This window comes from Streptomyces sp. NPDC002004 (assembly GCF_053593975.1).
In genome coordinates this window covers 45,816-62,581 of sequence record NZ_JBSFDP010000015.1, presented here as the reverse complement: position 1 = coordinate 62,581, position 16,766 = coordinate 45,816, and the positions used below count along the sequence as shown (strand labels likewise).

Here is a 16,766-nt window from a genome sequence, read left to right as displayed (position 1 = left end):
CCTACGACCGAGGGAAGCCGCCCCGGAGACCGTTCGGGACCGTCCCCGGCGGTCCCCGCCCGATGGCCCCGGGCGGTTCACCCGCCGGTCCCGTTTCCCGGCTGTCGGAGGCGGGTGGCAGGATCGGAGGCATGTCCGAAGCGCTCGATCCCGCCCCCTACGACGCCTTGCTGCTGCTCTCGTTCGGCGGCCCCGAAGGCCCCGACGACGTGGTCCCGTTCCTGGAGAACGTGACGCGGGGGCGCGGCATCCCCAAGGAACGGCTGAAGGAAGTGGGGCAGCACTACTTCCTCTTCGGCGGGGTCAGCCCCATCAACGACCAGAACCGTGCCCTGCTGGACGCGCTCCGCAAGGACTTCGCCGGCCACGGCCTGGACCTGCCGGTGTACTGGGGCAACCGCAACTGGGCGCCGTACCTGACGGACACCCTCCGCGAGATGGTGACCGACGGTCACCGCCGCATCCTGGTTCTCGCCACGAGTGCCTACGCCTCGTACTCGGGCTGCCGCCAGTACCGCGAGAACCTGGCCGACGCGCTGGCGGCCCTGGAGGCCGAAGGCCTCGAGGTGCCCCGGATCGACAAGCTGCGGCACTACTTCAACCACCCCGGGTTCGTCGAGCCCATGGTCGAGGGCGTCCTCGCCTCCCTCGCCGACCTCCCAGACGAGGTGCGCGAGGGCGCGCACCTCGCCTTCACCACGCACTCCATCCCCACGGCCGCAGCCGACACGTCGGGCCCGGTCGAGGAGCACGGCGACGGCGGGGCCTACGTCGCGCAGCACCTGGAGGTCGCCCGGCTGATCGCGGACGCGGTGCGCGAGCGGACCGGTGTCGAGCACTCCTGGCGGCTCGTCTACCAGTCCCGCTCCGGCGCCCCGCACATCCCGTGGCTGGAGCCGGACATCTGCGACCACCTGGAGGAGCTGCACGGCGCCGGAGCACCGGCCGTCGTGATGGCCCCCATCGGGTTCGTCTCGGACCACATGGAGGTCCTGTACGACCTCGACACCGAGGCCATGGCCAAGGCCGGGGAACTGGGTCTGCCGGTCCGCCGCTCGGCCACCGTCGGCGCGGACCCGCGGTTCGCTGCGGCGGTCCGGGACCTGGTGGTGGAGAGGGCGGCCGCCGAGGGCGGCAGGACCGTGGAGCGCTGCGCCCTGGGCGCGCTGGGCGCGAGCCACGACCTGTGCCCGATGGGGTGCTGCCCGGCCCGTGCGCCCCGCCCCGCGGCCGCGGGCGCCGACAGCCCGTATGCATGAGCGCGGGACTCCCGGACGACCGACGCGTTCCGATGGCCGGCACGCAGGCCGGGAAGCCCCCGACGACCGACGAGCGGCCCAAGGAGCCCCGATGACAGACCCGACCGACCAGCAGCTCAGGGCCGAGCTGCTCGCGCTCGCCCTCGAGGCCGCCCACCGCGCGGGCGACTTCCTGCGCGACGGGCGCCCCGCCGACCTGGGCGTCGCCGCGACCAAGAGCAGCGCCGTCGATGTGGTCACCGACATGGACATCGCGTCCGAGAAGCTGATCACCGGCCTGCTCGCCGAGCGCCGGCCCGACGACGGGGTGCTCGGCGAGGAGGGTTCCAGCTCCGAGGGCAGCAGCGGCGTCCAGTGGGTCATCGACCCGATCGACGGAACCGTGAACTACCTCTACGGCCTGCCGAGCTGGGCCGTGTCCATAGCCGCACGCAAGGACGGCGAGACCGTCGTCGGAGTGGTGCACGCCCCGATGCGCGGCGAGACCTACCGTGCGGTCCTGGGCGAGGGGGCTTATGTCAACGACGCGTCCGCGCATGTCCGCCCCGCACCCGTGTTCGAGCAGGCGCTGCTCGCCACCGGTTTCGGGTACCTCAAGGAGCGCCGCGCCCGGCAGGCCGAGGTCGTCCGGCAGCTGATCCCCGAGGTGCGCGACATCCGCCGGGGCGGCTCGGCCGCGATCGACCTGTGCGACGTGGCGGTGGGCAGGCTCGACGCGTACTACGAACGCGGCCTGAACCCCTGGGACTTCGCCGCAGGCGACCTGATCGCCCGGGAAGCGGGCGCCCTGACCGGCGGACGCCCCGGACAGGCCCTCTCCGGCGAGCTGACCGTCGCGGCCCCGCCCGGCCTCTTCGAGCCCCTCCAGGCCCGCCTGGAGGCCCTGGGAGCCTGGCACGACTGATGCCGCCGGGCCGCGCGTCCCGCGGCCCCGCGCCCCGGGGTGCGCGGCGCCGCTCCGAACGGGCACGCGAAGGCCCCGGCGACGGAATCGCCGGGGCCCGCGTCGTGCGTACTGCGGACGTACGTACTGGATCGAACGTACGTCGTCGTGCGTCAGGCGCGCGCAGCGCCGACCTCTACGCCGTGTTCCGCGGCGAGCCGGTGGAGATCGTCCAGCTCGCCCTGCTCGACCTCGGCAAGGAAGTCGTCGCCGGACTCGCGAGCCCGGGTGAGGTCGGACTCGGTCGCCCTTATGCGCTGCAGGAGACCTGTGGTGAAAGCGTCCATGTTGCGCCCCCTCGTCCTGGGTCGTGGGTCGGTGGCACGGGGGTGTGCCCTGGGAAGGGGCGATCACGACGTGGGGCGTACGCTGCTTCCCCACCGCGTGGCGGGCCGCACCGGACCCGCCCCCACCGCCCTGCGGGAAGCGGCTCGTGACGTGCCCCGTGCTGTTCGTGGCGCACCACATGCAAAGCGTGATCGCGGGTGTGAGGTCGTCCTCCCCCCGCACCCTTCCGCGGAAACCTCAACCGCGCGAGAAAATCCCGCATTCCCGGGCGCTCGGACCGCCCATCGGCGCCTTACCGCCGGTTTATGGCCGAAAGAGGCAGGATGGATGCCTCACCACACCATTGGAACGTGCCTGCGTGCGCCCGAGCGCCCGCAGGTGACCGGAGGAAAGGACGCGAACGTGCGCGTACTCGTCGTCGAGGACGAGCAGCTGCTCGCCGATGCGGTGGCCACCGGACTGCGCCGGGAGGCCATGGCCGTCGACGTCGTGTACGACGGCGCGGCCGCACTGGAGCGCATCGGGGTCAACGACTACGACGTCGTCGTCCTCGACCGCGATCTGCCCCTCGTGCACGGCGACGACGTCTGCCGCAAGATCGTCGAGCTGGGCATGCCGACCCGCGTCCTGATGCTCACCGCCTCCGGAGACGTCAGCGACCGCGTGGAGGGCCTGGAGATCGGCGCCGACGACTACCTCCCCAAGCCCTTCGCCTTCAGCGAGCTGACCGCGCGCGTGCGGGCCCTCGGGCGGCGCACGAGCGTGCCACTGCCGCCCGTCCTGGAGCGCGCCGGCATCAAGCTCGACCCGAACCGCCGCGAGGTGTTCCGCGACGGCAGGGAGGTGCAGCTCGCGCCGAAGGAGTTCGCCGTGCTGGAGGTGCTGATGCGCAGCGAGGGCGCCGTGGTCTCCGCCGAGCAGCTCCTGGAGAAGGCCTGGGACGAGAACACCGACCCGTTCACCAACGTCGTGCGGGTCACGGTGATGACGCTGCGCCGCAAGCTCGGCGAGCCCGCCGTCATCGTGACCGTGCCCGGCTCCGGCTACCGGATCTGACCCCGATGGCAGCAACACCGGCGCCCCCTGCGGCGCCCCCGAGGCCCACCTGGCATCCCCGGCCGCCCGAACCGCCCTTCCCGTGGCTGCGCCCGACCATCCGGATACGGCTCACGCTGCTGTACGGCGGGATGTTCCTGATCGCCGGCATCCTGCTGCTGTCGATCATCTATCTGCTCGCGGCGGAGGCGGTGCACGTGGGCAACGAGCTCCCGTTCAAGATCGTCTCCGGCAAGGTGACGGTCTCCAGCGACGCCTGCCCCACGCTGGTGTCCGCGACCGGGTCCCAGGACTCCTTCAACGCCGCGCTGAACGCCTGTGTGAACCACCAGCGCCAGCAGGCGCTGGACGACCTGCTCAGCCGCTCGCTGCTGGCCCTGCTCGGCCTCAGCGTGATCGCGTTCGCCTTCGGGTACGCGATGGCGGGCCGGGTGCTGGCGCCGCTCGGCCGCATCACGCGTACCGCGCGCCGCGTGGCCGGCTCCGACCTGTCCCGGCGCATCGAGCTGGACGGGCCGGACGACGAGCTCAAGGAGCTGGCCGACACCTTCGACGACATGCTGGACCGCCTTGAGCGTGCCTTCTCGGCCCAGCAGCGGTTCGTCGGGAACGCCTCGCACGAGCTGCGCACCCCGCTCGCGATCAACCGCACGCTGCTGGAGGTGCAGCTCTCCGACCCGGCCGCACCGCCCGAGCTGCACCAGCTCGGCAAGACGCTGCTGGCGACCAACGAGCGCAGCGAGCAGTTGGTCGAGGGCCTGCTGCTGCTCGCCCGCAGCGACAACCAGATCGTGGAGCGCAAGCCGGTGGACCTCGCCGAGGTCGCCTCCCGCGCCATCGAACAGGTGCGCGTCGAGGCCGACCAGAAGGGTGTGCAGATCCGCGGGACGCGCGGTGCGGCGGTCGTCCAGGGCAACGGCGTACTGCTCGAGCGGATCGCCCTGAACCTGGTCCAGAACGCCGTCCGGTACAACGTCCCCGACGACGGCTGGGTCGAGGTCACGACGGAGGCCCAGCACGGCCAGGCGGTGCTCGTGGTCACGAACACGGGACCCGTGGTGCCGGCCTACGAGATCGACAACCTCTTCGAGCCCTTCCGGCGGCTGCGCACCGAGCGCACCGGGAGCGACAAGGGCGTCGGCCTGGGGCTTTCGATCGCCCGGTCGGTGGCGCGTGCCCACGGGGGCCGTATCATCGCGGAGCCGCGTGAGGGGGGTGGGCTCGTGATGCGGGTCACTCTGCCCATCTGAGACCATGTCTCGGACACGCCGCGATGTTCGCTTTGCGCGGAATTTTCGGGGCGTGCACGTCGAGTGGCCATGTGTGATCGATCACAACGTGGGCACTCGTGCCCCCCACTCTCCGTGACCGAAGATTCCCGCAGAAAGCCCGGAAAATCCAGGTTTTCAGGGGTCTTGATCACGGGAAGTACACGGGGTGGCGCCCGTGAAGTGCGACATTCGGACCGTGTACGGTCCCGATCGCCATCCAAGCCGATCACTCGTGCGGAGTCCGGTTGGGTGTCGATTGAGTAACAGACCTTGATGTGAGGCAAAATCTCCGCCTCGGGTCGGGCACAAGTCCGGCCTCTCACGCGTTACGTGCGCTGGAGACACCGCAGACACCCAGAGGGGGAGAGCGACATGGCAACGGATTACGACACCCCACGCAAGACGGATGACGATGTCAACGAGGACAGCATCGAAGAACTGAAGGGCCGGCGGAACGACAAGTCGGCCTCGGCGATCGACGTCGACGACTTCGAGGCCGCTGAGGGCATGGAGCTGCCGGGCGCAGACCTCTCGAACGAGGAGCTGGCCGTCCGGGTGCTGCCCAAGCAGCAGGACGAGTTCACCTGCATGAGCTGCTTCCTGGTGCACCACCGCAGCCAGCTGTCCCGTGAGAAGAACGGTCAGCCGATCTGCAAGGACTGCGACTGAGGCAGGACCGGCCGTGACCGGCTCGAATCCGCCTTGGAAGCGCCGCTTCCGCAGGAGCGGTGCGGACGGCGTCCCGCCCGACGGTGTGCGCGACGACGAGCGAGGCCTGGGGGCCTCGCTCGAAGCGGCGGACGCCGGGATGGCGGATGCCCTGGAGACCATCGGCGACGCCCCGTGGGGGCATCCCCAGGCCCCTGAGGCGCCTGGGGAAGGTCGCGAGGCGCCCCTGACCAAGCGCCGCACGACCGCCCTCCGGGACGGTGTCCGACAGGGCGTACGCAAGGGCGGGAGCCGGGCCAGGGCCTTCGTCGGCTATCTCACCGACCGCGTCATCGAGAACGCCCCACGCGTTCCCGTGCGCGATCTGGCGACCCTCCGCAAGCAGTTCCCGGGGCTCGGCCCGGAAGAGCTTGCGGACAAGCTCGTCTCCGGCGCTGCAAACGCCACCTCGACCGTCGGCGCGGGCATCGGCGCTGCCGCGATGATGCCCGTGCCGCCCGCGATGCCCGCCGAGCTGGCGGCCGAGATCACCGGCGTCGCCGCGATCGAGCTGAAGCTCGTCGCCGAGCTCCACGAGGTCTACGGGCTGCGCCCGCCGGGCGGACTGAAGGACCGCACCGCCGTCTACCTGACCTCCTGGGCGGAGGAGCGCGGCGTCGACGTGACCAAGCCGTCGACGATCAACGTCGCGCTGGGCGGCCAGATGAAGCGGGAGATGCGCCAGCAGATCACCAAGCGTCTGGTCAGGAACATGCCCAACCTGATGCCCTTCATGGTGGGTGCGGCCGTCGGCGCCCTGATGAACCGCCGTGACACGAAGAAGCTCGCGGGCCACATCCGCAAGGACCTGCGCAAGGCCCAGAGGCCCTGGCCGTCGCAGGGGCAGACCCCCGACGACCCGGGCCGCCCCGCTCTCCCGGGGCAGTAGGGCCGTACGCGACCGTCCGACGCCCCGGTCCTGCGCTCGACGGGCCGGTATCCCGGAACACCTGGGTGCGGCGCCACCGGACCGCATGGCCGGGACGGGCCGGCGGGCGCCGTGGACCACCCCTTCCCCGACGTCGCCGGGGAACTCCGGCCCTCCGGGCCGTCGTCGGTCTCAGGCGCTGCGCACCGCGGCGATCGCGTCCGCCAGCCGCTGCGGCTCCCGCGTCGACAGATACAGGTACGGGGTCGGGTCGTCCGGGTCGGTGATCTCGACGCGCAGGGCGGTGGGGATGTAGCTGCGCAGCAGCATGAAGGCACGCGGGTCGGCCTTGTGCATGCGCCACGCGCGGGCCTCCTCCGCGTCCAGGACGTGCGCCTCGCCCAGTGCCGTCAGCGGGATGCGGGCCTCTCCCGCGACCAGGGAGCCGGCCACGACACGGATGCGCGGGGAACCGTAGGAGCTGGTCACGACGGCCGCAGCGGCCGTCCCCCCGACCAGGCCGCCGAGCGTCGGCAGCGTGCCGAAGGGCAGCAGGATGAGCGCCATCGCGACCCCCGCCAGGACCGAGATCGCCCACCAGGAGCGGGGGGCGGTCAGGCGTTCTTCGTAGGGCGGCGGGGAGAGTTCCATGCGGTCAAGCTTGGCACGGACGGGCCCGCGCTCCCGTGTCGGGGCGGCCGCCGTACGAAGCGCCGTAGGAGGGGCGATGGCGGGAGGCTGACGGGCGGGTAAGGTCTGCGCCTGTGAGTGGTACTTCTGCAGGCCTGACGCCCCCGGCCGACGCCATAGCGCCGGTGCGCCACCCCGACGCGCCCGCCCCCGGCGAACTCCTCGGTTCGCACTACGGACACTGCTTCGGCTGCGGCAGCGAGCAGCCGCACGGGCTGCACCTGGAGGCACGCGCGGGCGACGGTGTCACCGTCACCGCCGAGTTCACCGTCCGGACCGCCCACCAGGGCGCGCCGGGCCTCGCGCACGGCGGCGTGCTGGCCACGGCCCTCGACGAGACGCTCGGTTCGCTGAACTGGCTGCTGCGGGTCATCGCGGTGACCGGCCGCCTGGAGACCGACTTCGTGCGGCCCGTCCCCGTGGACACCGTGCTGCATCTGGAGGCGGAGGTCACGGCCGTCGCCGGGCGCAAGATCTACTCGCGGGCCACCGGCCGGATCGGCGGGCCCGACGGCCCCGTGGCGGTGCGTGCCGAGGCGCTGTTCATCGAGGTCAAGGTGGATCACTTCATCGAGAACGGCCGCCCGGAGGAGATCCAGGCCGCCATGAGCGATCCCGACCAGGTCCGCCGGACCCGCGCCTTCGAGGTGAACCCGTGACGCGTATGCCGGTGGACGTCCTGATCAAGCGGACCGACCCGGACGTTCCGCTTCCGCAGTATGCGCATCCCGGGGACGCCGGAGCCGATCTGCGCACCACCCGGGCGTGCGAGCTGGCGCCCGGTGAGCGTGCCGTGCTGCCCACCGGTGTGTCCATCGCGCTCCCCGAGGGGTACGCGGCCTTCGTTCATCCCCGTTCCGGTCTGGCCGCCCGCTGCGGTGTCGCCCTGGTGAATGCCCCGGGGACGGTCGATGCCGGGTACCGTGGGGAGATCAAGGTGATCGTGGTGAATCTCGACCCGCGCGAGTGCGTGCGGTTCGAGCGCTTCGACCGGATCGCCCAACTGGTCGTTCAGCAGGTGGAGAGGGTGCGCTTCTCCGAGGTCGCGGAGCTTCCGGAATCGGCGCGTGCCGAGGGGGGCTTCGGGTCCACCGGCGGTCACGCCGCCGTGGGCGGCGGTACGACCGTCGACACGGACGGTCACAAGGGTGGGAATCGATACGCTTCGGTCGTATCCGACCGGGAAGGACAGTGACGTGTTCGGACGTCGCAAGAAGAAGGGCTCCGCTGAGGACGCGGCGGACGCGGCGAGCGAGGCCGAGCAGGTCGTCGACGACGTCGAGGACGACGCGGACGAGGCAGAGCCGGAGCGCGTGAGGCTCGAGCCCGAGCCGCGCCCCGACGGTCCCTGGGACAGCACCGAAGTACGCCAGCCCGCCGAGGGCCGGGTGGACCTCGGCGGCATCCTCGTGCCCGGCGTGGACGGCATGGAGCTGCGGGTGGAGGTCGCCGGCGACGCGATCGTCGCGGCCACGGTGGTGCTGGGTGACAGCGCCGTCCAGCTCCAGGCGTTCGCGGCTCCCAAGCGCGAGGGCATCTGGCGCGAGGTGCGCGAGGAGATCGCCACCGGCATCACCCAGCAGGGCGGGGTCATCGACGAGGTCGAGGGCCCGCTGGGCTGGGAGCTGCGGGCCCAGGTGCCCGTGCAGCTGCCGGACGGCACGAGCGGCTTCCAGGTGGTGCGGTTCATCGGCGTCGACGGCCCGCGCTGGTTCCTGCGCGGTGTGATCTCCGGGCAGGGCGCGGTGCAGCCGCAGGCAGCCGGTCTGCTCGAGCAGATCTTCCGGGACACCGTCGTGGTCCGCGGTGAGGGCCCCATGGCCCCCCGCGACCCGATCGTCCTGAAGCTGCCGAACGACGCCCAGATGGTGCCCGAGGGCGTGCAGCAGGAGGACCAGAGCAGCTCCCGGTTCTCCGGGGGCATGGGACAGCTGCAGCGCGGACCCGAGATCACCGAGGTGCGCTGACCGGCGGTTCTTCGATCGAACGGCCCGTTCCGGTAGGTACCGGGGCGGGCCGTTGACGGACCCGCACCGGTCGGGGCGGGTGACTCGGCGCTGGGGGGCGTTGATGACCGAGAGTGTGAACGGGCGCGGCGCGGCGGCCGCGGCCGGGCGGCCGGAGAGCGCGCCGATGGTGCGCGTCGAGAACCTCCACCGCTCCTACGGAAGCGGGGCGTCCGCCGTCCATGCCCTGCGCGGTGTCTCCTTCACCGTTCCGCGCGGGGAGCTGGTCGCCCTCAAGGGCCGCTCAGGATCGGGCAAGACGACCCTGCTCAATCTCGTCGGCGGCCTCGACGAGCCGGACGGCGGGACCGTCGCCGTCGACGGCCTCGACCTCTCGGGACTCGGCGAGAACGGCCTCCTGGAGCTGCGCCGCGACCGCATCGGCTTCGTCTTCCAGTCCTTCGGGCTGATCCCGATCCTCACGGCTGCCGAGAACGTCGGCGTGCCCCTGCGGCTGCGCAGGGCCGACCCGCGCGAGCGCGAGGAGCGCGTCAGGCTGCTGCTCGGCCTCGTCGGGCTCGCCGACCACGCCGAGCAGCGGCCCGGAGAGCTCTCCGGCGGGCAGCAGCAGCGGGTGGCCATCGCCCGCGCGCTCGCCAACAAGCCGTCACTGATCATCGCCGACGAACCCACCGGCCAGCTCGACGCCGAGACCGGCCACGCCGTGATGCAGCTGCTGCGCGCCGTGGTGCGCAGCGAGGGCGTGACGGCGCTGGTGGCCACGCACGACGCGGCCCTGCTCGGACTGGCCGATCGGGTCCTGGAACTGAGCGACGGGACCGTCGTCGAGGCGGGCTGACCGCGCAGGCCCGTCCGGGCCCGGTTCGAGGGCCCCGCAGGCGGCCTGCCGGGCCGCCCGGCCCGCCGGACGCGGGCCTCTGCAGGACACCGACGTGCCGGACAGGGCTTCGGCTCACCGGGACAGGGTTTCCGCGCGCCGTGTCCGAACGGCCGATGCGGTGGATCCGGCAGGCCCCGCGTCAGGGTTCTGTCAAAGAGCCCCCGTTTCCCGTCACCCACCCGATTTGCCGTATTCCCCGGCGGTAGCCTCGGCGGGGCCGCGGCGGCATCGACGCAGCGTACGCGGCTACAACGGGAAGACAATGGAGCCATGGCACGCGGAAAGCTTCGGATCTACCTCGGTGCGGCACCGGGCGTCGGCAAGACGTACGACATGCTGTCCGAGGCGCACCGGCGCGTGGAGCGCGGCACGGACTGCGTGGTCGCCTTCGTGGAACACCACGACCGGCCGCGCACCGAGGTGATGCTGCACGGGCTGGAACAGATCCCGCGCCGTGAGCTGGAGTACCGGGGCGCCGGCTTCACCGAGATGGACGTCGACGCGGTGCTGCGGCGGGCCCCGGCCGTCGCCCTGGTCGACGAGCTGGCGCACACGAACATCCCCGGCTCGCGCAACCCCAAGCGCTGGCAGGACGTCGAGGAACTGCTCGCCGCGGGCATCGACGTGGTCTCGACGGTGAACATCCAGCACCTGGAGTCCCTCGGCGACGTCGTGGAGTCGATCACCGGGGTGCGGCAGCGCGAGACGGTGCCCGACGAGGTGGTGCGCCGGGCCGACCAGATCGAACTTGTCGACATGTCGCCCGAGGCGCTGCGCCGCCGTATGGCGCACGGCAACATCTACAAGTCCGACAAGGTCGACGCGGCCCTGTCGAACTACTTCCGGCCCGGCAACCTCACCGCGCTGCGCGAGCTCGCGCTGCTGTGGGTGGCCGACCGCGTCGACGAATACCTCCAGGAGTACCGCAGCGAGCACCGTGTCTCGAAGGTCTGGGGCTCGCGCGAGCGCATCGTCGTCGGGCTCACCGGCGGCCCCGAGGGCCGTACGCTGATCCGCCGCGCCGCCCGGCTCGCCGAGAAGGGCGCCGGCGGAGAGGTGCTCGCCGTCTACATCGCCCGCAGCGACGGCCTGACCTCGGCGTCCCCGAAGGAACTCGCCGTCCAGCGCACCCTCGTCGAGGACCTGGGCGGAACCTTCCACCACGTCATAGGCGACGACATCCCGACCGCGCTGCTGGACTTCGCCCGAGGGGCGAACGCCACGCAGATAGTCCTCGGCTCCTCGCGCCGCAAGGCCTGGCAGTACGTCTTCGGGCCGGGCGTCGGAGCCACCGTGGCCCGCGAGTCCGGCCCCGACATCGACGTGCACATCGTCACCCACGAGGAGGCCGCCAAGGGCCGCGGGCTGCCCGTGGCGCGCGGCGCCCGCCTCGGCCGGTCCAGGATCATCGCGGGCTGGCTCGTGGGCGTCGTCGGGGCGGCCCTGCTGGCGCTCGTCCTGACCCATGTCGACGTCGAGCTCGGGCTTGCCAACGACATGCTGCTCTTCCTCACCCTGACGGTCGCCGCCGCGTTGCTCGGCGGTCTGCTGCCGGCCCTCGCCTCCGCGGCCTTCGGGTCCCTGCTGCTGAACTACTTCTTCACGCCGCCCCTGCACCGCCTCACCGTCGCGGACCCGAAGAACATCGTCGCCATCGCGATCTTCGTCGCCGTGGCGGTGTCCGTCGCCTCCGTGGTGGATCTGGCCGCCAGGCGCACCCACCAGGCGGCCCGGCTGCGCGCGGAGTCGGAGATCCTGTCCTTCCTCGCGGGCAGCGTGCTGCGCGGCGAGACCAGCCTGGAGGCGCTGCTCGAACGCGTCCGGGAGACCTTCGCCATGGAGTCCGTAGCGCTGCTGGAGCGGGAGAACGACGTCGCGCCGTGGACGTGCGCCGGCGCCGTGGGACCGCGACGGGTGAAGCGGCCGGAGGACGCCGACGTGGACGTACCCGTCGGCGACCACATGGCGCTGGCCCTGACCGGCCGGGTGCTGCCCGCCGAGGACCGGCGCGTGCTCGCCGCCTTCGCCGCTCAGGCCGCCGTCGTGGTGGAGCGCCGCCGTCTGCAGTCCGAGGCCGAGCAGGCCAAGGTGCTGGCCGAGGGCAACCGCATCCGCACCGCGCTGCTCGCCGCCGTCAGCCACGACCTGCGCACCCCCCTCGCCGGCATCAAGGCGTCGGTGTCGTCGCTGCGCTCCGACGACGTGGTGTGGTCCGACGAGGACCAGGCCGAGCTGCTGGCCGCGATCGAGGACGGCGCGGACCGCCTGGACCATCTCGTGGGCAACCTGCTGGACATGTCACGCCTCCAGACCGGCACCGTCACGCCGCTGATCCGCGAGATCGACCTGGACGAGGTGGTGCCGATGGCGCTGGGCGGCGTACCCGAGGACAGCGTCCTCCTGGAGATTCCCGAGACCCTGCCGATGGTCGCCGTCGACCCGGGCCTGCTGGAGCGCGCGGTCGCCAACATCGTCGAGAACGCGGTCAAGTACAGCCCCGGCGACGAGCCCGTGCTGGTCGCGGCCAGCACCCTCGGCGAGCGGGTGGAGGTCCGCGTCGTCGACCGGGGGCCGGGCGTCCCGGACGCCGGCAAGGACCGCATCTTCGAGCCCTTCCAGCGCTACGGGGACGCCCCGCGCGGCGCGGGTGTGGGCCTTGGCCTCGCCGTCGCCCGGGGCTTCGCCGAGGCGATGGGCGGCACGCTCAACGCCGAGGACACGCCCGGCGGCGGACTCACCATGGTGCTCACGCTCCGGGCTGCCGCCGGGCGGCCCGCGGCCGACGCCGGACTCACGGTCCAGGTCGGATCATGACGGCACGGGGCCGGACCACGATCTCACCACCGCCACCGGCCGGGAACCCGGTACCGGCAGAAAGGCAGACGTCCATGCCGCGCTCCTCTGGGGCAGACCCCCGGACCCCCACGAGGGTGCTCGTGGTCGACGACGAGCCGCAGATCGTGCGTGCTCTCGTGATCAACCTCAGGGCTCGCAAGTACGAGGTGGACGCGGCGGCCGACGGGGCCACCGCCCTCCAGCTCGCCGCCGCCCGCCACCCCGACGTCGTCGTCCTCGACCTCGGTCTGCCCGACATGGACGGCGTCGAGGTGATCAGGGGGCTGCGCGGCTGGACCCGGGTCCCCATCCTCGTACTGTCCGCGCGGCACAGCTCTGACGAGAAGGTCGAGGCGCTGGACGCCGGGGCCGACGACTACGTGACCAAGCCGTTCGGCATGGACGAGCTGCTGGCCCGGCTGCGCGCCGCCGTGCGCCGCGCCGAGCCCACCACCGGCGGCGGCGAGGACGACGTGATCGTGGAGACGGACGGCTTCACCGTCGACCTGGCCGCCAAGAAGGTCAACCGCGGCGGCCGCGACGTACGTCTGACCCCCACCGAGTGGCATCTGCTGGAGGTCCTGGTCCGCAACTCCGGGCGGCTGGTCAGCCAGAAGCAGCTGCTCCAGGAGGTGTGGGGGCCGTCCTACGGCACCGAGACGAACTACCTGCGGGTCTACATGGCCCAGTTGCGCCGCAAGCTGGAGACGGACCCGTCGCATCCGCGGCACTTCATCACCGAACCGGGGATGGGATACCGGTTCGAGCGGTGAGCGGTGTTGCTGCGCGGCGCTGCACGGGCGTGCAGCCGTGCAGTGATGCGGCTGTGCCGCCGTGCAGTGACGGCGGCGCCGCGCCGCCGTGCGGCCGTGCAGCGGGGGAGCCGTGCCGCCGCACCGCCCCGCAGTGGGGGAGCCGTGATCCGCGGGGCCGTGAGCCGAGTGAACGGGGCCGCCCGCCCGGGCGGCCGGGGGCCGTTGCCGCCGCTCCACGGACGGGGGTTCTGACGGCCTGGGTGGCCCCCGGTACGCTTCTTGTATGAGTGCTGTTCCTCGCTCCGAAAAGCCGGTGGGCCGGTTCCGGCGGATGCTCGACCGGCTGTCCGACATCTCGGCCTCCCAGGAGCACCTGGAGTCCGAGGAGCTGCGTGAGGACGCCGACGGCGAGGGCTACACCCGTATCGGTGACTGTCAGGACCGCGAGATCGTCACGGTTACTGGTACCTTGCGCACGGTCACTCTGCGACCACGGGCCGGGGTCCCGGCCCTGGAGGCCGAGCTGTTCGACGGTTCGGACGCCCTGGACGTGGTGTGGCTCGGCCGGCGGTCCATCGTCGGGATCGAACCGGGGCGCAGGCTGATCGCATCGGGCCGGATCTCGATGAGCCGGGGCCGCCGCGTGCTCTTCAACCCCAAGTACGAACTCCGACCCCTCGGACGGGAGTAGCCGGTGACGTCCCTCGACAAGCCGACCGATCAGCGGACCAGCCAGGAGGACCCGGGACCGGGCGACTCCCGGGCGGTCACCGAGGCAGCGCTCCTCGAGGCGTTCGGCGGCGTGCGGGGCATGGTGGAGACCGTCGTCCCGGGCCTGCTGTTCGTGGCGATCTACACGGTCAACAAGGACCTGCACCTCGCGGCCATCGCGGCTCTCGCCGTCTCCCTGCTGCTGGTCGTGGTCCGGCTGGCGATGCGGGACACCGTCAAGCACGCCTTCAGCGGCGTCTTCGGAGTGGCCTTCGGTGTCGTCTTCGCGATGATGACCGGCAACGCCAAGGACTTCTACCTCCCGGGCATGCTGTACACGCTCGGCCTGGCACTCGCCTACATCATCACGACCCTCGCGGGCGTCCCCCTGATCGGCCTCATCCTCGGCCCGGTCTTCAAGGAGAACCTCTCCTGGCGCACCCGCAATCCGGGCCGCAAGAAGGCCTACGCGAAGGCCAGTTGGGCCTGGGGTCTGATCCTCCTCGCCAAGTGCGCGATCCTCTTCCCGCTGTACTGGTGGGCCGACACGACCCAGCTGGGCTGGGTGCTGATCGGTCTGAAGATCCCGCCGTTCCTGCTGGCGGTCTGGCTCACCTGGGTCTTCCTCGCCAAGGCCCCCGCTCCCATCGACGTCTTCGCGGAGATGGAGGCTCAGGAGGAGGCCGAGAAGGCCCGGCAGGCGGAGCAGGCGCAGTCGGCGGAGCAGTCCGAGCAGGAGCGCCGGGAGACCACGGGCCGGCACCGCCGCGAGAGCTGACCCCACCCACGCGCGGCACGGCCACTCACCGCCGTTCCCGCCGCACACGGACCCGCTGTACGCCGATGGGGCGCCCGGAACCCTCCGGGCGCCCCATCGGCATGTGCAGGCCGTCGGCTCAGTCCTCCCGGCGCACCGAGAGCAGGTCCTCCAGCTGCTCCTCGCGGGCCTGGGCCGCGACGAAGAGGAGCTCGTCGCCCGCCTCCAGCGAGTCCTCGCGGCTCGGGGCGAGGACGCGGGTGCCGCGGATGATGGTGACCAGGGAGGTGTCCTCGGGCCACTCCACGTCACCCACCTGGGTACCGGCGAGGGCCGACTCGGGCGGCAGCGTCAGCTCGACGAGGTTGGCGTCGCCGTGGCTGAAGCGCAGCAGCCGGACCAGGTCGCCGACGCTCACCGCCTCCTCGACCAGGGCCGACATCAGGCGCGGTGTGGAGACGGCGACGTCGACGCCCCAGGCCTCGTTGAACAGCCACTCGTTCTTCGGGTTGTTCACCCGGGCGACGACCCGCGGCACCGCGTACTCCGTCTTGGCGAGGAGCGAGACGACCAGGTTGACCTTGTCGTCGCCGGTGGCCGCGATCACCACGTTGCAGCGCTGCAGCGCGGCCTCGTCCAGCGAGGTGATCTCACAGGCATCGGCCAGCAGCCACTCGGCCTGCGGCACGCGCTCGACGGAGATGGCCGTCGGCGCCTTGTCGATGAGCAGGACCTCGTGACCGTTCTCCAGGAGCTCACCGGCGATGGAACGTCCCACCGCGCCCGCTCCGGCAATGGCGACCCTCATCAGTGACCGCCCTCCTCAGGGCCCTGGGCGAACGCCGCCTCGACCTTCTCGACCTCGTCCGTCCGCATCATCACGTGGACGAGGTCGCCCTCCTGGAGCACCGTCTGGGACGTCGGCACGATCGCCTCGCCCAGACGTGTGAGAAAGGCGACCCGGACGCCCGTCTCCTCCTGCATCCGGCTGATCTTGTGCCCGACCCACGCCGAGGAAGCGTGCACCTCGGCGAGCTGCACACCACCCGTGGGGTCACGCCACAGCGGCTCGGCCCCGGACGGCAGCAGCCGGCGCAGCATCTGGTCGGCGGTCCAGCGCACCGTGGCGACCGTGGGGATGCCCAGGCGCTGGTAGACCTCGGCGCGCCGGGGGTCGTAGATCCGGGCCGCGACGTTCTCGATGCCGAACATCTCCCGGGCGACGCGCGCGGCGATGATGTTCGAGTTGTCGCCGCTGGAGACGGCGGCGAAGGCGCCCGCCTCCTCGATACCGGCCTCACGCAGGGTGTCCTGGTCGAAACCGACCCCGGTGACCCGGCGGCCGCCGAACCCCGAGCCCAGGCGGCGGAAGGCCGTGGGGTCCTGGTCGATCACGGCGACCGTGTGCCCCTGTTGCTCCAGGGTCTGGGCGAGAGCGGAACCCACTCTCCCGCAGCCCATGATGACGATGTGCACGACCGTCCTTCCGGCTGTCAATCGTTTTTGTCCGATGCTTAACGGTCTCAGACCTCAGGCCTAACAGTGTCAGACCGACGCCCAAGCTACACACGCACGGTCCGCGGCAGGCACCCTCGTGCATCGAGCACCTTTCCGGCCACCGGGCGGCCGGAGACGGCCCGCCCGGGCGACCGGCCTCCCGGACACCGGCCGACCCGCCGGAGACCCCGCACACGGTTTCGGAGAGTGCCGGTCCGACTGCGCAAATGCACCCATCGATGCCGAGTGGGTCACTGTTTGAGACGGCGGGTGGGCTGCTC

General features: G+C 71.8%; 18 protein-coding genes. 14 read left to right on the top strand and 4 right to left on the bottom strand.

All coding sequences use genetic code 11. The annotated features are described in order from the left end of the window. Positions 1–131 precede the first annotated feature (131 nt). Together ACWCP6_RS22465 and ACWCP6_RS22460 are read left to right on the top strand one after the other, a co-directional pair. Positions 132–1,259 carry a ferrochelatase gene (locus ACWCP6_RS22465; RefSeq protein ID WP_450934270.1) on the top strand — a complete coding sequence of 376 codons (1,128 nt, stop codon included), beginning with the start codon at positions 132–134 and terminating at the stop codon, positions 1,257–1,259. Between the two features lie 91 nt (positions 1,260–1,350). Next, positions 1,351–2,163: an inositol monophosphatase family protein gene (locus ACWCP6_RS22460; protein ID WP_450934269.1), complete on the top strand. Its 813-nt coding sequence runs from the start codon at positions 1,351–1,353 to the stop codon at positions 2,161–2,163. Between the two features lie 152 nt (positions 2,164–2,315). Here ACWCP6_RS22460 and ACWCP6_RS22455 read toward each other — a convergent pair whose 3' ends face one another. Then, on the bottom strand, positions 2,316–2,489 hold the full coding sequence (locus tag ACWCP6_RS22455; RefSeq protein ID WP_450934268.1) for a hypothetical protein: 174 nt from the start codon (positions 2,487–2,489) through the stop codon (positions 2,316–2,318). 403 nt (positions 2,490–2,892) lie between these two features. Between ACWCP6_RS22455 and ACWCP6_RS22450 the strand changes: the two genes are divergently transcribed. From ACWCP6_RS22450 to ACWCP6_RS22435, 4 genes are all read left to right on the top strand, one after another. Beyond that, positions 2,893–3,546 (top strand): response regulator transcription factor, encoded by a 654-nt coding sequence (locus ACWCP6_RS22450; protein ID WP_450934267.1) that lies wholly within the window; start codon positions 2,893–2,895, stop codon positions 3,544–3,546. A gap of 5 nt (positions 3,547–3,551) precedes the next feature. Next, on the top strand, positions 3,552–4,796 hold the full coding sequence (locus tag ACWCP6_RS22445) for a sensor histidine kinase (RefSeq protein WP_450934266.1): 1,245 nt from the start codon (positions 3,552–3,554) through the stop codon (positions 4,794–4,796). A 393-nt stretch (positions 4,797–5,189) separates the two neighbouring features. After that, complete coding sequence (locus ACWCP6_RS22440; RefSeq protein WP_450934265.1) at positions 5,190–5,486, top strand: DUF4193 domain-containing protein; 297 nt, start codon at positions 5,190–5,192, stop codon at positions 5,484–5,486. A 13-nt stretch (positions 5,487–5,499) separates the two neighbouring features. Continuing rightward, positions 5,500–6,414, top strand: coding sequence for a hypothetical protein (locus ACWCP6_RS22435; protein WP_450934264.1), 915 nt, complete (start codon positions 5,500–5,502; stop codon positions 6,412–6,414). A 171-nt stretch (positions 6,415–6,585) separates the two neighbouring features. Here ACWCP6_RS22435 and ACWCP6_RS22430 read toward each other — a convergent pair whose 3' ends face one another. Beyond that, entirely contained in the window at positions 6,586–7,044 is a 459-nt protein-coding gene (locus tag ACWCP6_RS22430; RefSeq protein WP_450934263.1) for a DUF3093 domain-containing protein, read from the bottom strand. A 113-nt stretch (positions 7,045–7,157) separates the two neighbouring features. On the opposite strand from ACWCP6_RS22430, the gene ACWCP6_RS22425 reads away from it, so the two are divergent. From ACWCP6_RS22425 to ACWCP6_RS22390, 8 genes are all read left to right on the top strand, one after another. Further along, the gene (locus tag ACWCP6_RS22425; RefSeq protein ID WP_450934262.1) at positions 7,158–7,742 is read left to right on the top strand and encodes a PaaI family thioesterase; all 585 of its coding nucleotides are present in this window, start codon (positions 7,158–7,160) and stop codon (positions 7,740–7,742) included. 5 nt (positions 7,743–7,747) lie between these two features. After that, on the top strand, positions 7,748–8,278 hold the full coding sequence (gene dut / locus ACWCP6_RS22420) for a dUTP diphosphatase (RefSeq protein WP_450934343.1): 531 nt from the start codon (positions 7,748–7,750) through the stop codon (positions 8,276–8,278). A gap of 1 nt (position 8,279) precedes the next feature. After that, positions 8,280–9,050 (top strand): DUF3710 domain-containing protein, encoded by a 771-nt coding sequence (locus tag ACWCP6_RS22415; protein ID WP_450934261.1) that lies wholly within the window; start codon positions 8,280–8,282, stop codon positions 9,048–9,050. 103 nt (positions 9,051–9,153) lie between these two features. Further along, on the top strand, positions 9,154–9,888 hold the full coding sequence (locus tag ACWCP6_RS22410; protein ID WP_450934260.1) for an ABC transporter ATP-binding protein: 735 nt from the start codon (positions 9,154–9,156) through the stop codon (positions 9,886–9,888). 312 nt (positions 9,889–10,200) lie between these two features. After that, positions 10,201–12,744, top strand: coding sequence for a DUF4118 domain-containing protein (locus ACWCP6_RS22405; RefSeq protein WP_450934259.1), 2,544 nt, complete (start codon positions 10,201–10,203; stop codon positions 12,742–12,744). A gap of 74 nt (positions 12,745–12,818) precedes the next feature. Next, the gene (locus ACWCP6_RS22400) at positions 12,819–13,538 is read left to right on the top strand and encodes a response regulator (protein ID WP_450934258.1); all 720 of its coding nucleotides are present in this window, start codon (positions 12,819–12,821) and stop codon (positions 13,536–13,538) included. 265 nt (positions 13,539–13,803) lie between these two features. After that, positions 13,804–14,211 (top strand): OB-fold nucleic acid binding domain-containing protein, encoded by a 408-nt coding sequence (locus ACWCP6_RS22395; protein WP_450934257.1) that lies wholly within the window; start codon positions 13,804–13,806, stop codon positions 14,209–14,211. 3 nt (positions 14,212–14,214) lie between these two features. Beyond that, a complete protein-coding gene (locus ACWCP6_RS22390) occupies positions 14,215–15,009 on the top strand; it encodes a DUF3159 domain-containing protein (protein ID WP_450934256.1) in 795 nt (264 codons plus the stop codon). Positions 15,010–15,127: 118 nt separating this feature from the next. Here the strand turns inward: ACWCP6_RS22390 and ACWCP6_RS22385 are convergent, their stop codons facing one another. After that, a complete protein-coding gene (locus ACWCP6_RS22385; protein ID WP_450934255.1) occupies positions 15,128–15,796 on the bottom strand; it encodes a potassium channel family protein in 669 nt (222 codons plus the stop codon). Then, positions 15,796–16,464 (bottom strand): potassium channel family protein, encoded by a 669-nt coding sequence (locus tag ACWCP6_RS22380; protein ID WP_450934254.1) that lies wholly within the window; start codon positions 16,462–16,464, stop codon positions 15,796–15,798. The genes ACWCP6_RS22385 and ACWCP6_RS22380 overlap by 1 nt, the downstream gene beginning before the upstream one ends. Positions 16,465–16,766 lie beyond the last annotated feature (302 nt).

Bases quoted from the DNA above. Each gene is read 5' to 3' on its own strand.
- ACWCP6_RS22465 (WP_450934270.1), top strand. From the start codon at position 132: ATGTCCGAAGCGCTCGATCCCGCCCCCTACGACGCCTTGCTGCTGCTC.
- ACWCP6_RS22460 (WP_450934269.1), top strand. From the start codon at position 1,351: ATGACAGACCCGACCGACCAGCAGCTCAGGGCCGAGCTGCTCGCGCTC.
- ACWCP6_RS22455 (WP_450934268.1), bottom strand. From the start codon at position 2,489: ATGGACGCTTTCACCACAGGTCTCCTGCAGCGCATAAGGGCGACCGAG.
- ACWCP6_RS22445 (WP_450934266.1), top strand. From the start codon at position 3,552: ATGGCAGCAACACCGGCGCCCCCTGCGGCGCCCCCGAGGCCCACCTGG.
- ACWCP6_RS22440 (WP_450934265.1), top strand. From the start codon at position 5,190: ATGGCAACGGATTACGACACCCCACGCAAGACGGATGACGATGTCAAC.
- ACWCP6_RS22430 (WP_450934263.1), bottom strand. From the start codon at position 7,044: ATGGAACTCTCCCCGCCGCCCTACGAAGAACGCCTGACCGCCCCCCGC.
- dut (WP_450934343.1), top strand. From the start codon at position 7,748: ATGCCGGTGGACGTCCTGATCAAGCGGACCGACCCGGACGTTCCGCTT.
- ACWCP6_RS22410 (WP_450934260.1), top strand. From the start codon at position 9,154: ATGACCGAGAGTGTGAACGGGCGCGGCGCGGCGGCCGCGGCCGGGCGG.
- ACWCP6_RS22405 (WP_450934259.1), top strand. From the start codon at position 10,201: ATGGCACGCGGAAAGCTTCGGATCTACCTCGGTGCGGCACCGGGCGTC.
- ACWCP6_RS22400 (WP_450934258.1), top strand. From the start codon at position 12,819: ATGCCGCGCTCCTCTGGGGCAGACCCCCGGACCCCCACGAGGGTGCTC.
- ACWCP6_RS22395 (WP_450934257.1), top strand. From the start codon at position 13,804: ATGAGTGCTGTTCCTCGCTCCGAAAAGCCGGTGGGCCGGTTCCGGCGG.
- ACWCP6_RS22385 (WP_450934255.1), bottom strand. From the start codon at position 15,796: ATGAGGGTCGCCATTGCCGGAGCGGGCGCGGTGGGACGTTCCATCGCC.